This window comes from Rhodoferax sp., from assembly GCF_034519335.1.
In the GTDB taxonomy this organism is placed as follows: Bacteria; Pseudomonadota; Gammaproteobacteria; order Burkholderiales; family Burkholderiaceae_C; genus Allorhodoferax.
Genome location: NZ_JAXHOL010000001.1, coordinates 77,186 through 90,273, shown reverse-complemented (window position 1 = coordinate 90,273; position 13,088 = coordinate 77,186). Strand labels below are relative to the sequence as shown.

17 protein-coding genes and 2 pseudogenes are annotated in these 13,088 nt (G+C 59.8%); all 19 read right to left on the bottom strand.

Annotation, left to right across the window (positions count from 1 at the left end; all coding sequences use genetic code 11):
• Position 1 precedes the first annotated feature (1 nt).
• The 19 genes and pseudogenes from U5O12_RS00525 to U5O12_RS00435 all read right to left on the bottom strand — a co-directional run bounded on the left by U5O12_RS00525 (position 2) and on the right by U5O12_RS00435 (position 13,035).
• Positions 2–448, bottom strand: coding sequence for a hypothetical protein (locus U5O12_RS00525; RefSeq protein ID WP_322576758.1), 447 nt, complete (start codon positions 446–448; stop codon positions 2–4).
• A gap of 8 nt (positions 449–456) precedes the next feature.
• Positions 457–738, bottom strand: coding sequence for a hypothetical protein (locus U5O12_RS00520; protein WP_322576757.1), 282 nt, complete (start codon positions 736–738; stop codon positions 457–459).
• Positions 720–1,127 carry a hypothetical protein gene (locus tag U5O12_RS00515; protein WP_322576756.1) on the bottom strand — a complete coding sequence of 136 codons (408 nt, stop codon included), beginning with the start codon at positions 1,125–1,127 and terminating at the stop codon, positions 720–722. The genes U5O12_RS00520 and U5O12_RS00515 overlap by 19 nt, the downstream gene beginning before the upstream one ends.
• A gap of 464 nt (positions 1,128–1,591) precedes the next feature.
• A complete protein-coding gene (locus U5O12_RS00510) occupies positions 1,592–2,239 on the bottom strand; it encodes a hypothetical protein (RefSeq protein WP_322576755.1) in 648 nt (215 codons plus the stop codon).
• Between the two features lie 56 nt (positions 2,240–2,295).
• Positions 2,296–2,826, bottom strand: coding sequence for a hypothetical protein (locus tag U5O12_RS00505; RefSeq protein WP_322576754.1), 531 nt, complete (start codon positions 2,824–2,826; stop codon positions 2,296–2,298).
• 518 nt (positions 2,827–3,344) lie between these two features.
• Positions 3,345–5,387: pseudogene (locus U5O12_RS00500) on the bottom strand (hypothetical protein).
• Positions 5,384–6,028 carry a hypothetical protein gene (locus U5O12_RS00495; protein WP_322576753.1) on the bottom strand — a complete coding sequence of 215 codons (645 nt, stop codon included), beginning with the start codon at positions 6,026–6,028 and terminating at the stop codon, positions 5,384–5,386. Before U5O12_RS00495 ends, U5O12_RS00500 begins: the two are co-directional and overlap by 4 nt.
• A gap of 72 nt (positions 6,029–6,100) precedes the next feature.
• Entirely contained in the window at positions 6,101–6,286 is a 186-nt protein-coding gene (locus U5O12_RS00490; protein WP_322576752.1) for a hypothetical protein, read from the bottom strand.
• A 12-nt stretch (positions 6,287–6,298) separates the two neighbouring features.
• Positions 6,299–6,719, bottom strand: a pseudogene (locus U5O12_RS00485) (Bbp16 family capsid cement protein).
• Positions 6,720–6,742: 23 nt separating this feature from the next.
• Complete coding sequence (locus U5O12_RS00480) at positions 6,743–7,738, bottom strand: major capsid protein (protein WP_322576751.1); 996 nt, start codon at positions 7,736–7,738, stop codon at positions 6,743–6,745.
• Between the two features lie 14 nt (positions 7,739–7,752).
• The gene (locus tag U5O12_RS00475; protein ID WP_322576750.1) at positions 7,753–8,442 is read right to left on the bottom strand and encodes a protease; all 690 of its coding nucleotides are present in this window, start codon (positions 8,440–8,442) and stop codon (positions 7,753–7,755) included.
• Positions 8,439–8,738 (bottom strand): endopeptidase, encoded by a 300-nt coding sequence (locus U5O12_RS00470; RefSeq protein WP_322576749.1) that lies wholly within the window; start codon positions 8,736–8,738, stop codon positions 8,439–8,441. The genes U5O12_RS00475 and U5O12_RS00470 overlap by 4 nt, the downstream gene beginning before the upstream one ends.
• 40 nt (positions 8,739–8,778) lie before the next feature.
• On the bottom strand, positions 8,779–10,320 hold the full coding sequence (locus U5O12_RS00465; protein ID WP_322576748.1) for a portal protein: 1,542 nt from the start codon (positions 10,318–10,320) through the stop codon (positions 8,779–8,781).
• A gap of 129 nt (positions 10,321–10,449) precedes the next feature.
• Positions 10,450–10,710 carry a hypothetical protein gene (locus U5O12_RS00460; RefSeq protein ID WP_322576747.1) on the bottom strand — a complete coding sequence of 87 codons (261 nt, stop codon included), beginning with the start codon at positions 10,708–10,710 and terminating at the stop codon, positions 10,450–10,452.
• Positions 10,711–10,914: 204 nt separating this feature from the next.
• Positions 10,915–11,118 carry a hypothetical protein gene (locus U5O12_RS00455; protein WP_322576746.1) on the bottom strand — a complete coding sequence of 68 codons (204 nt, stop codon included), beginning with the start codon at positions 11,116–11,118 and terminating at the stop codon, positions 10,915–10,917.
• Entirely contained in the window at positions 11,096–11,443 is a 348-nt protein-coding gene (locus U5O12_RS00450; protein ID WP_322576745.1) for a hypothetical protein, read from the bottom strand. The genes U5O12_RS00455 and U5O12_RS00450 overlap by 23 nt, the downstream gene beginning before the upstream one ends.
• Entirely contained in the window at positions 11,379–12,317 is a 939-nt protein-coding gene (locus U5O12_RS00445) for a hypothetical protein (protein ID WP_322576744.1), read from the bottom strand. The genes U5O12_RS00450 and U5O12_RS00445 overlap by 65 nt, the downstream gene beginning before the upstream one ends.
• Complete coding sequence (locus U5O12_RS00440; RefSeq protein WP_322576743.1) at positions 12,296–12,775, bottom strand: hypothetical protein; 480 nt, start codon at positions 12,773–12,775, stop codon at positions 12,296–12,298. Before U5O12_RS00440 ends, U5O12_RS00445 begins: the two co-directional genes overlap by 22 nt.
• Before the next feature lie 20 nt (positions 12,776–12,795).
• Positions 12,796–13,035: a hypothetical protein gene (locus tag U5O12_RS00435; RefSeq protein WP_322576742.1), complete on the bottom strand. Its 240-nt coding sequence runs from the start codon at positions 13,033–13,035 to the stop codon at positions 12,796–12,798.
• Between the last annotated feature and the right edge of the window lie 53 nt (positions 13,036–13,088).

Here is a 13,088-nt window from a genome sequence, read left to right as displayed (position 1 = left end):
ATCAGGCCGCGTTCATGGCCCTCGCATCGCCCGCCGCGTTACTGCGCGCCGGGTCGATAAACCCCTTAACCAAGCTCTCTAACGTTTTGAGTATTGGTGCATCTTCTTGCGCCACGGTGGAGAACTGAAGGTCTTGAAACTGGCGTGCCAGCACTGGGGAATCTGCCAGCAGGCCCTGCAGCTTTTGCACCCTAGACAGGTGGGCCAGCTCTTCCTGGTTCTTCTCGACGGTAGTGGTGTCCAGCTTGAACTGCTTGGACAGCGCCTGGGCTTCGACGGCTTTATCAGGATTGCGGCGAACCGCAACATCCAACACAGCGGTGGCGCGCGCCTTGCGGGTTTGCGCCATCACGTCCAGCATGTTGTCTGATGCGCTGGTGTCGAAGGTGGTTTTCTCGGGGGCCGAACCAATGATGGCTTGGTCGAGTAGATCGTCAGAAGCTGCCATGGGTGCCTTTATTGCTTTGGCCGCTTGTCAGCGACCCACATTTCTGCAATGAGTTGTTTCGTCACGCGGTGGCCGCGCGCTTGGATTCGGGAAACTGCGGAGGCCCGGTAAATGGCAGGAACGTCAGACAGCTTGATGTCGCGGGCTTGGTCGCCTTGACCGGATCGCGGACGGTAGGCCTTGCCCATCCCGTCGGCTTTGACGGCCGTGAGCGCCTGTTCTGGGTCGCTGCCCCATACGGACAGCTTCACCTTGTCCATCTTGGCGTCGTTCAGAATTCCAGAAAGCACTTTTCGGCCAGCCCTCTTTTGTTGGCAAACTCCCAGGCGTTGACTTTCTGTTGCATGTTCCCTGCGAAGGCGAGATATTCAGCCTCTTGCTTTTGCGTAGGCGTTCCGCTACCCGGCAGTACACCAAGCTCCACCGCGCTGCGCTTGAGGAGGTCCGTGGTGGTTATGAGCTGCAGCCCTTCTTCGTTCGCAGGGCCTTTGCCCTTGGCACTTCGGGCCGCCATCATCATGTTGTTGGCGCTCTTGAGGTCTGCGTCAGACAGGTACGGACCGTACTGGGTCATCAGGTCTTGCGGTGTCCAGGCTGCCATTTGCTCCAGGCCCGCGTTGGTGAACTCCAGCCATTTCGCAATGTTGGTTTTGCGTCCGCCCGCTCCAGCATCTCGCATCGGCCCGCGCGGTCTTGCGCAAGGACTCCAGAGCGCGGCCATCCATGGCGGCCAGAATGGTGAGGGTCGATTTTTCGCAGACTGCCAGTGGTCAAAAAGATCCGCCACGCTTGGTCAGAAGCATCGGACTGTCCGCGCTCGCGCAGTGAAACGCGCTCCGAATCAATCACCTTGATTCGGGTTATAACGTCATCCTCGTCCTTGCCCGACAGGGTGGACCGGGCTTCTTTGAGTGCCCCAGCAGTATCCGCACCGTACTTAGCCACCAGGCCATCGGCGGTGTCTTGGCTTTTTTTCTCAAAGGCACCGATGTTGATGGCATCGTGTAGCTGTAGCCGCGCTTGGGGGTTAGCTCCGCGCTGTGCTCTGCAAAGTACGCGCGTGCCGCGTCCAGGTTGTCGGCCTCCAACATACCGCTGATTACCCCAGCGTTGAGTGCTGTTCGCGCCCTGGTGGTGGCCGCCTCAATCAGAGCTTTGTCCTTGGTGGCGTCCCACCCATTGCGCTCGATGATCTCGGGTGGTCCAGGGTGAACGCTGGATGGCACCGCGCGATTCAGCGAGCGCTTGCGGGTCGCCCCACAACATCGAACCGCGCTGTGTGGCGGTTTCGATGGTGGCGTTGTCCGTGTCGGCATCAAACTGTTTTTGCTGCTGCAAGATATGCGCACCGAGAGACTGGTACATGCGCGCACCCATTTGCGATGCGGTGTGCTTGAATGCCTGTCGCTGGGCGTCAGACTTGAGGCTGTTGGCGGTAATGTCGGCGGCGACTTTGCCCAGCTTGTCGGTGTACTCGTCGCTCAAACTCTTGTTGTCAGGGCGGTCCAGCGCCGCGCGCCCGGTGAGTTTGAGAGCGTCCAAACGTAGGTCTGTATCCGCTCGCACCAGTTGGTTTATCGCATCGTCGGTCAGTGCCTGATCCGCCTTTTGCTGTTGATCCACAACGATACGACCCAGCTCACCGCCCAAGCCCTGCAACGCTTGCCCCATTGCACCGGCCTGCTCTGCGGCAATGGCGCCTGCTTGCGGCCCTTGTGGGCCCTGAAACTGCACGTTGGCAGGTGCACTTACCTGCGTCTGCAGGTTGTCATAGGTTGGGACTCTTGGCATATCAGTTCCACCACTTGCGTGACTTGCCCAGCGCCCCGATGGGGTCATCGGTCTGATTAGCTTGTTCTACGTCGGACCCGTCCCCTTTCGTGGCGTACCATGCCTGCCGCTACTTTTCCCGCACTGCCAATCAGGGAGGTGAACGCAGCCATGCCGGGATTGATAGCTCCTGTGGTAGAGCGTGCGCCGTTGGCTTGATTGGTGAAGTTGGCGGCTTGGGCGCGGTAGCCCCAAGCGCTGCGCACTGCGTTGGCTTGAATCGTGTTGGCATCAATCTGGCCCATCACGTCCGTAGTTGTGAGGATGTTGCGGCCACCGCTAACGCCCAGATCCACTCCGTTGGCGGCTAAGTTGGCGCGTTGGGTACCTTTGAGGTTGGCGTATGGCGATGTGGCTTTTTGTTCTTCGCGCTGCCCGGTGAGCAACGTGCCTTGAGCTGTGCTTTCGGCCATGCGGGCATTGATGTCGGCTATGTCAGCCTGGCCTCCAAGGGCTATCTTGTTGCACGTTGCGGCGCCATAGGCCCCTATTGCGGAGGACGCGGCGCCCGCGCCCTGCAGGGCCAGTACTGCGTTGGATGAGCACATCGTAGGTATCCTTATCGGGTACCCAGACTGTGATGGCCTGTCAGCTAGTTAGGTGCACCGGGTGAACAGATGGAAAAGCTCCCCATCACGACCTGCCGGCCTCGTGGGGCTCGCACCTCAAAACCAATCGCCTGCAGCCACGCCACGGACCAGCTCCCGCAGGGCATCTACGCAGTTGCAGAGTTCGCGGTATTTACTCACCCACCCCTTCACAACTTGGCGCCCTAATACCACCAGATCCCTTGGGTAACTGGCAAACTCTTCAGTGGCCAACAACCACGGCTATGCCTCTAGTGGATCGGGGTAGACCTCTGCCATTTCCCTGGAAGATGGCGACTGGGCTTCCGTCGGGTGCAACCAGCGCAAAGCATTCCGCGCCGAGGCTTACGGATTGCGCCAGCAACTCCATCGCGCCCAACTCACTACCGTGGATTGCATGAAGTTCTCGCAAATCGTCGGCACGCATATTGGCCCCGACATGTGCAACGTCGTGGATGGTTGCCGGAGAAATGCGAAGCCTACCCACCCAGATCAGCCTCGACAGTTAACGACACCAGTGTCAGCGGCAGAGGATCCGATTGGCGCACGAACACCTGTCCCCCAGACTCGCCAGCTTGGTTCCAGCACAATTTCAATCTCATCGCTGATCAGATTGGGCGTGGACCCATAGGCCTCGGTGGTGCGTTGCCGGAACCTGCACCAGTCTCTCGATCGACGGACCGACGAACACCCCACTGGACTTGTAGACCCGCAACCACGCCTTGTTGATATTTTTAAGGCGGCCCTGCCCAAAACTGGCGTCAATTCGTGCAGAAAGCGGTATTTTCCATCTCCCTGCCGTGATGGCTAGACCCACTTGCACTTTGCTGCAAGGCTGTTCCAGCGTGATAGCGCCCGCAGTTACCACCTGTTGAGGGGAACACCGCGCCGTCGCCCAGAATGCTGACAGTCTCGCCTTCCAGCCAGTTCAGACCCGAAATGGCGGTGGCCGGTGCCCCGTCGTAGGTGGCACCGTTGTCCACGAAAAACGCACGGGTCGGCGTCTCAAACCTACGGCTGGCCATACGCTCCACATAGCGGGTGTCGGTGCCGTTGATGTTGCGCCCGACCACCACGTACAGCGCATCTTCGTTGCCCTCTGCCACGACGCAACAGGACTCAAAGGTCCCCGCCGTGTCATGCCGGTGGACTGCACCGATTTGCTGCTCAGGCACATAAGTAACGCCTATCAGCTTCCCGCTGGTGCTCACCGCCCATATTAGTGGAATCGGCGCTTTGGCATAAGACATGTCCGCAATGTCGTACCCGTCGAACAGATGGGGCGCGCGCAGCGACATATCACCCGTGATGTAGCCCCCTGCCTGGTAGTTAAAAGCCATCTCGCGCAGATGCCCGCCACGCGAAGCTGCGTAGATGATGTTGTTGTTGACGATCAGGGGCTGGACGTTGTTGGCCCCGATATAGCTTTGAGGCTTGACGCTAACCGAGGTGGGGGTGATGGCATCGCTGTTCACCGAGGTGACCCGCCACTCGGCCGAACCGGTCAGCAGCACCAGGTTTTGCAAAGGAACGATATGCCGGATAGTGTTGGCCTCGCGCGCAGCCACCCGAATATTGATGCTGTCGTCGTCACGCGCGGGGATGGAGTACGTCAGGTTGGACTCGGTACCCGAACGGGTCATGCGCAGGTTTTGTGGCTCGTTGATGGAACCGGCAAAGCATCGCCGTTGCTCAAAATAGGACACCGCGCCGGGGTACTTGCTGGTCGCATTGAACGGGTCATTGACGATGGGTGGTGTTTTTCCAAGGTTGGCCGTGATGTTGTCGTCCTTGAACGTCAAACCGTCGGTCTGGCCAATGTAGCCGTATAGTCCGTTGCTCTGCTTGTAGACGTTGTACCGAGCCGCGCCCGTGCTGGCCCAGGTGATAGTCATGTACTGCCCTGTCACCAGTACATTACCGGCACCAGAGCCCGAAGCGGACGCAGATGACTCCTCCAATCCGGTTGCGCCCACGCTGGTCACCACGTAGTTGTAGACCGTACTACCCGCCCCGGTGGGGACCACGGTAGGCGTGCCGGGTGTAGTCAAACTCGGAACAAAGGTGATCGCTGTCAAGGTCCAGCTCAACGCGCCAAGCCGCTTGAGCTCGCGTGGTGCGTAACCGGGGTGGCAGATCGTGAGCACATCCGCACTTTGAACATAGTGCAGATCAAACAGGTCCGCCTCCAAGTAGGGCGTGGTAATTTCGTAGGCCACGCCGGGACTAGACTCTAACGTCGCACCCTGAGTGTGAAACCGGATGTACTGGTCGCCGACCTCCAGCACCATGGTCTGGGTCGTGGAATATGTAAAAGGGATAAGCCGTGCCTTCTTGGCAACAGTCTTGCAGGCTCGCACGAAGGCAGTACCTGGCCGGTTGGCCAACGGACCGTGGGGCAACACAATCACGTTACGACAGGCCGCCAGACCAGACTGGTATTTGCTATCGCCAATCTGGCCCCAGAACTCTGGAGTGACCTCACCGCCAGAAAACGAGAAGGTGAGCTTGCGAATACTCATCGCGCGCTCAACCAACCCACGGCGGCTTCGGGTGTCACGTTACGGCTTCCACCATCCGAGGCTTTGGCTTTGGCCACCCAGTAGGCGTGCGCTTGCAGTGCCGCCTTGGATGCTGCTCGGCCGGGTTCGCCCTTGATCACCGGGCCGGCCAATTTCGCCTCTAACAACGAGACAAGCGCCTCCACAAACAGGGGGGTGAATTTGGCAGTATCTGTCACTGTGGTGCTGTAGCGAAGTACAGCATCCGCCTGATTCGTAAGCAGTATCTTGGTTCCGTCGGCCAGAGCCTCTGTCACGTAGGGCTGCGGGGTGTAGTTGCCCCCCATGCCGTTGGTGAACGCCTCACTGTAATCGTCACCTGCAGCGGGGTTTAACACGGCGATGGGACGGATGATCCCTGCAGGCAGCACGTAGGCATAGGACCAAGTGCTTGATGGGTTGGATGGTGCCGCGGTCAGTGCACCGCGCCGGGTACTGAAGGACCAGTCGTGCGTCTCCAGCATCGTGGCCAGCGCGATGGGGTAGAACCGTGCGCAGTGTTCTGCCTGGGCAGAACCTTCTGGTGGGTCGATGCTGGCCACCGTGGCGCTATCGCCCAAGTTGGCCAACGCAAGGTTGCAGATGTCTACTTGGCTAGGCACAGTCGTATCCTAAAAAGAAAGGGGGCCGCAGTTTCCCGTGGCCCCCTTGTTGGCTCCTGCAAGGGAAACCGGTTAGACCAGAGGCTCGTTGTTGGCGGGCTTCTTGTCCTTTTCCCCCGGTTTGGTGGCAGAGGACTTGCCCTCGTCCTCCACCTTTGGGGTGAACCAAGTTGCCTTCTCGCCATCGGACACCTCAAAGGTGTCGCCAGCTTCGCGCAGCTTGCCAAAGTAGCCTGGTTTGGTCGCGGTGACTTTCATGGCTACGGCTCCTTATGCAATGCGTGGGCTGTTAGGCTTGGGCACGCTTTGCTGGAAGCCTGTTACGACCTGCGCGGAGAACTTGCCCGCAGTCAATGGGCCGGTCGCTACCGTGTAATACGCACGGCAGTAGCGGCGCAGCTTGGTTGGCATGGGGATGACGTGCTGGTAACCTGCCACCAGCGTTGCCTTGCCGATGGCGGTAGTCACCGCAACATCAACAAAGGTGCTGTTGTCTGCCGAGTCTTGCAATGAAATCGTCACTGTGGCCGCACCCGCAGCCGCAGCGGCCTCGTCAGTGGTGATGACTAGGTAGGTGTCTGCCATGCCCACGTCGGGGTTGACTTGGCCGAAGTCGATGGTGTCGGTGGATGCCGCACTGGCAGTGACGACTTGCTCTGTTGGAGACTTGAAGCAGTTTGTCGATAAACATGATGCTGGTTCCTTTCAGTTCGGTTAGACCACGCGGGCTTCTGTCAACAGAAGCGCGTCAGTGCGGCGGCAAGGCACACCATCGAAGGTAACGACCTTCTTGCCAGCCACGGTTTCCATGGTCAGGGTCGAAGCGGCCACTTTGTTGGTGATCTGGCGGCGCAGGAAGCTGCGCAACTTGCGTGGCATATAGAAGGCTGGGCGGCCCATGGCGATGTTGGGGATCAGTTCCAACGCCTGGGTCATCAGGTCGATCAGGTCGGCGCCTGCACTGGCGTTTTTGGTCAGGTCCGACACGTCAATGTTGGCGATGCGCACCACATATCGCCAGTCGCGCAATGTGGCGCCCAAGTCCCACTTGTAATGGCTGCGATAACCCTGATAGCGGCCGCCAGCAGCATCCAACAAGGTTTCTTCACCCAGATCGCGAGACTGCAGCCCAGCAGGCGAGCCTTTGGGGTAGATGCTGTGGCAGGTGTTGGGCCCCCACACGACCAGCCAAATGGATGCGTTGTCGCTGCCAGTTCCGGCTGCGTCCACGATGTTCATGCCATTCTCAGCAGCCAGACTGTTGTAGCGCGGAGCCAAGCCCATGAACTTCTCAGGGTCCAAGCTGGAGTCGCCGTAGAACAGCGTGGTCGCCATCGTCTGGTTCATACCTTCAATGAACGCGCGGTCTTCGGACAAGCGCCACGCCGCCGAATTACCGTTCAGGTCGGCCAAGGCTTTGTCCACTTCGGCATAGGTTTCCAGCATGCCCATGCTGTCTTTCACCGGCACAGTGCGGGACTTCTCCGGCTGCACGCCGTAGTTCAGCTTGCGCCAGGTGCCTGTTGGCAGGCCCGAGCGGACAGTGGTCTTGTGCTCAGTGAAACCGTTGGCCTCGATGACGGTCATGTCGTCGAGGATCTCGTTCGTTTCGTTGAGCATTTCAACGATCATGGGATCGATCTTGCCGTCCGCAGTCATGCGGGCTGCGACATCGGCCAGGGTGGGATTGGTGCGAGATAGTGTTGCCATTTGAATTTACTCTTTCAAGGGTTCATGTTGGATGCGGAATACATGCGGCGCGCGTCGCTTTTGCCAGCCGGTGCGGCTTGGCCAGTTACGAGCTGCGTATCGCCGCTCACCTTTGCGCCTACGCGTGCAAAGAACCGGATTACTTCCGGGTGGTTGCCGAGGCGAGACGACTTCAGCAGTGCGCTCAGTTCAGGTGTGCCCAGCTCATCAAGTGCCTTCTTGCCGGCCGCAAGGCTTGCGTCCAACTTGTCGCCACCAATCTCGGGATCTGATGTGGTCTGAGCGGCCCATTCGTCGCCCGCCTGCATCAGTGCCTGTTCTTGCTGGGTAGCCCACTTCTGGGCCATCTTGGCCCCTATGTCGGCTACCTTCTGCGCGCCGTCCTGGGTCAGTCCGAGTTCTTTGGCCAAGCCGGTGAACTCTCCCGCAGCATCCTCGTCCAGCGTTACGCCATCGGCGAACTTGAATTCATAGGCTTCGGGAACCGCAGGCTTCGCGGCGTCTGATCCATCCTTGCCATCGCCCGGAGCGGTAGCATCGGTGGATGTCTGCTGTGTTGCCCCTGACGTGTCAGCCGCAGTGGCTGTGTCAGTGGCGGTAGCATCGGTGGCTTGGGTATTGGCACCAGTTGCGGATGTGTTGGAGCCGCCCGCAGAGGCTTGTACTCCCATAGCCTCCTGCAGTACAAAACGCTTGAGCTTCATTCCTTGGACTCCTTGATCATTTCCACGTACAGGTCAGGCGGCAGCATGGGCAACATCCGGACCCCTTCATTTCTTGCACCTTCGTTGAACGCCATCGTCATGCTGTTGGTGTTGAAGCTGATGCGAAACACACCTGCCCTTGCCAATTGACGCCAAACAATCCGCCGTCCGCGCTTACTGGACATCAACCAGGCAATGTCTGCGGCTTCGGTCTTGGCTTCGTTGGACTCGCGTTTCTCGCGGTCCTTCGTCGCCTTGCCTTGGCCTTCAACATCGAGTGGGTTGTGGTCAGTCACGGACGGATAGTGCGTCTGGTCAATCGCGTTAGGTGCACCGTCAGGTGGTATAGCCCGTGAGTGACTGCATCACGTCGTTGGCGGCATTGCCTGATGAGGTTTGCACCGTACCCAGTTTCTGCGCTGCGCCCGCCATTTGTTCCATTTGTGCAGCCTGTTGCGCGGCCTGTTGGGCTTGTGCGCGCTGCTTGCGAATCAGCGCCACCTGGTCGTTGGCCACAATCAACTCCGGGTTGATGCCCAGCATGTCCGCATACTCGTCGGCCCACTTGTCGGCATCGAGCTTGTCTAGCACATCGGGCTTGAATTGCGCCACCTGCCCCAAACCCATAACGTAGCGATCCGTGCTGTTGGTGGCCACCGCGCGCTGGGCCTGGGCCAACACCGACACGTACTCCACGTTCAGCTCCATGCCGTTGAGCTCATCTGGTGGGCGCGGAACCATGCCAGCCTGCACCATGTACTCGAACGTCATGTCGATCTTGGGGCCAAGCAGCTCGTTGTGCAGACGCTCGGAGACAGGCCCCAGCATCAGCATCTTCTCTTCGTGCAGCTCCGCTACCTCAGTTGCAGTCTTGCGCCCATCGGCCGCCCCGGAGAGCATGAGGAACAGGTCCGCAAAGAATGCGCCCCGGATGCGCTCGCGCACATCGTTGATGTCCATAAGCAGGTGACTCAGGTCAATGCGCGTGTCGAACAGGTTGCGCACCCCGCTCTGGGCGCCCACTTGGTCCACGTAGGTAACACCGCCAGGCAGCGAGTCGATTTCCTTGTTGACCATGTTGCCGGACGCCTGCAGTGGCGGCTTGGTCATGAAGTCAATGGCTTGGCCCTTGCGGAACTGCTCGTGCTGGAGCTGCTTGATGTCGCCAAGAGCGTCCATGCCGGGGCTACTGCCGTAGATGTCGCCACCGGCCAGCATCCAACGCGGACACAGCGCGGGGAAACTCTTAAAGCCTGTCTCCCGCAACAGCTGGGTTTCGTTCACGCCCAGCTCGAAGTAGACCGACTTCCACGGCATATTGAGGTTGTCGCGCTTGCCGGTGTCGCGGTCTGCGCGCGGCTCGATACAGTGCATTACCGTGAACCACTGGCCCAACCGCCCAGCGGTGAACGCATTGCGCACGTTGTCGCCCACTCGGTCGGTGCCAAATTCCTTGACCATTTGCCCGCAAGTCATTTGGAACTCGCGATACAGCGTGTCCACAACGCCGTCAGCGTTGGTTGCAATGGCGTACTCGCCCGCAGTTAGCGAGTGGTGATGAATCACGTTCTGGAAATTGGGCAGCACGATGTTAGATGCGGTGCCGAAGGCAATCAGCTCGTCGTACATCCGGTGCAGACCCAGATAGGTGTTGGATTTGGAAAACACCATGCGCATGCTGCGTTCGACCCCGGCCAGCCACAGTTTGACGTTGACAGATTCGTCCAGCTTCGGATCGCTGGTGGTCAAGCGAAACCATGGTCGCGCGGGGCTGGTAGCGCTGGACATGATGCCGGCCGAGCAAGTACGCAGGGCTTTAGTGCCTGTGGAGTCCAGAATGTTGTTGTGCCGCTTCTCACCGCGGTTGCGGTCCTGCACAAAGAACCGGCCCGGAGCGGGGCAGCAGGTGGTCCGAAATTTCCTTGTAATGCGGAATCCACGACGAGCGCTCCGTCTTGAGCTCGTCCCACCGCTCGTGCTACGCGTTCCTGGGGGTGTTGGCCTTGCCTAACCGCCCAGCAGCGTGGATTTGCCCAGCATGAGCTGCTTAGGGTCAATGCCCGTTGGGCCGGTCAGTACGGTGCCGCTGATACCACCTTTGGCCGCCTGCTCATTGGCTGACGCGATGCCCGCAATGTCGGGTTGCTTGCCATTGGCGCGGTTGTTGGCCTGGTCGGCCTGATCTGCGGTCTTGGCCGCAGTGACCTTGGCCTGGGCAGTTGCATCCTTTTGAGCGTTTTCAGCCTTCTGGCCTTGGTCGATGGACATACCGATACCAACGGCGGACAGCACCCACGGCGGCAACTGAGCACATGGTCTACCCCTAGTTCATTGATTCGTAGGGATCATGCCCACGAGTGTTGCGGTTAGGTGCACCGCCTCGGGGCCGCTCGACCGGAGCCTCTGGCACTGGATAAGCGAAGGTCAGCGCCAGCGCGCCTCTATCGTCCGGGCTGGCCAGTCCGCGAGCCTTCATGTGCTCTTTTTGCTTTCTTGTTGAATTTGGTCGGCCGTCATGCCCCGGTACTCCACGCCGGTCAGGTCCGTAACCAACAGCTCATCCTTCTCCACACTGCCGATGCTCACCCCCCCCTTCACGCGCCCCCACATCTCTGCGCCCTTGTTCAGGTACTTGCGGACATCGTCCGCTTTGTTACCGAACTGGACCTCGATCACCTCGTACTTGAGTTGGTGAAGTCGATCCACCATTGCCAGCGCTCACGCCGCCGCCGTCCACAAACACCACGGTGCGCAGGCCCAGGCCCTTGAGGTAATCCAGGTGCTCGGCCACGCGACTGGCCAATTGCATGGTGTCCAGTTCGCGATAGCGCTTGGGCGGGAAGGACTTGGCATCACGACCCACGCGGGTGCGAATCACGCTCTGGTCATCCCCAAAGCGCGCCACATCCACCCCGACGGCGGCCGTGCGGCCAAGCTCATTGCGCTGCACCAGCTCGCGCGCCATGGCCTCTTCGACCAGCTCGCGTTGGATGAACTGCAAGCTGGACGCATTGGGAACATGCGCCGCCACGTACCCGCACCTTCACGAAGTCGCTGTTCTCGCCGTAGTCGGCCACCCACTGGGCCAGCAGTTCTTTGTTGGTGATAGCCACGCTGCGGCTGTCAATGTGCTGGCCGTGCCAGCGGTGGCGCTGGCCACCGAAGCAATCGGCAAAGGCCCCGGTGTTGCGCGTGGGATTGCCAAAGGCAAACCACATCGGTTCGCCGTCAGTCATGCCCCCCTTGGACACTTCCCAGATTTTGTTGGGCACGCCGCTGGCCTCGTCGAAAATGTAAAACGACGTGCTGTTGACCGCGTGCTGACCGGCGAAGGCTTCGCTGTTCTCTTCGCGGCAGGTCTGGGCCGCGCAGAACCACGACTCCCGGTGCTGCTTGTGCACCATGCGCATGGCGCCCTTACCGGTGCCCATGTCAAACCAATGGCTTGCAATGCTGCGCTTGTTCCACTTGCAAATCTCTGCCCATGTCTTGCTGGATAGCTGGTCGCTGGTGGTGGCCGTGACCGTGCCGTGAGCATAAGGCCGGGTGGACATGATCCAGCACACCAGCCAGCCCACCATGGCGCTCTTACCAATGCCGTGGCCCGAACTGATGGCCTCCATGATGGCGGGCACGGGTGTGCGTCCATCAAAATCATGCTCGCGCACCTGGCGCCCCAGGTTCTCCAAACCTCCACAGGCCCACGCATCCGGGCCATACTTGCTGGGGTAGATCAGGTTCCAGGGGCTGGGCAGCTCCACGACCTGCAGCGCGGGGTCGGTGTCCCACGGGTAGGCGTACAGCACAAAGCCCAGCGGATCGTCAAAGAACTGGCCCATATCCTGGGCCAGCATCAGCTCGTAGTTATCGGCCACTGCGTTTGCGGGATTCGATGATGGTGGTGGCCGAATCGATGGTGCCGCTGTGCTCCACCTGTTGCTTCTCGCCGTAGCGTTTTGGGTCCCACTTTTCTTATTGTTTCCAGCCGGGTCTCGATTTGCAGCTTACGGTGGCCCAGCATGCCGCCGCGTTTGACCTCAACGGTCTCGGGCACCACCACGTCGCCCTGTTGGCTCTTGACGGCTGGCGTTACCTTCTCTTCGATGCCCACCATGGGCGTGTCGGCGATGACCAGGCACTGCGCGGCCAGCACATCCCACCCAACTTCTCGCGCGTGCGCGATGTTGGCAGAAATATCGGGACTCGCTGCTGCCCAATCGGCCACCGTGCGCACCGCTGGCATGTGCAAATCACGACAAATCTGCGCCATGGGCTCACCCGTGCTGAGACGGGCGCAAATTTCACGGACAAGGGTTTCGCGGTCTGCATACATGCCCGCACTGTGCGGCGCTCTCACCTCGATAGGTGCACGGCCTTGTACCTGGCCGGGATTTGGCAGCGTTTGAGACCCTTGCAGATATTGCGAGCTTGGCTTTTCGAAATCTCGAACTTCGTGGCCAGTTTGCTGTAAGGCCAACCCTCATCGCGCAGACTCAGCAGCAGATCCACTTCGTGATCGGTTAGCTTCGCGTTGGGGTGGCTGTCCCCCACACGACGGCCGATGTCGTTCACGCCCACCGTTCTGACGCTCACATCACCACCTTTAAAAAATTTGCACGTTCACCAAACCTGCACTAAACACCTGA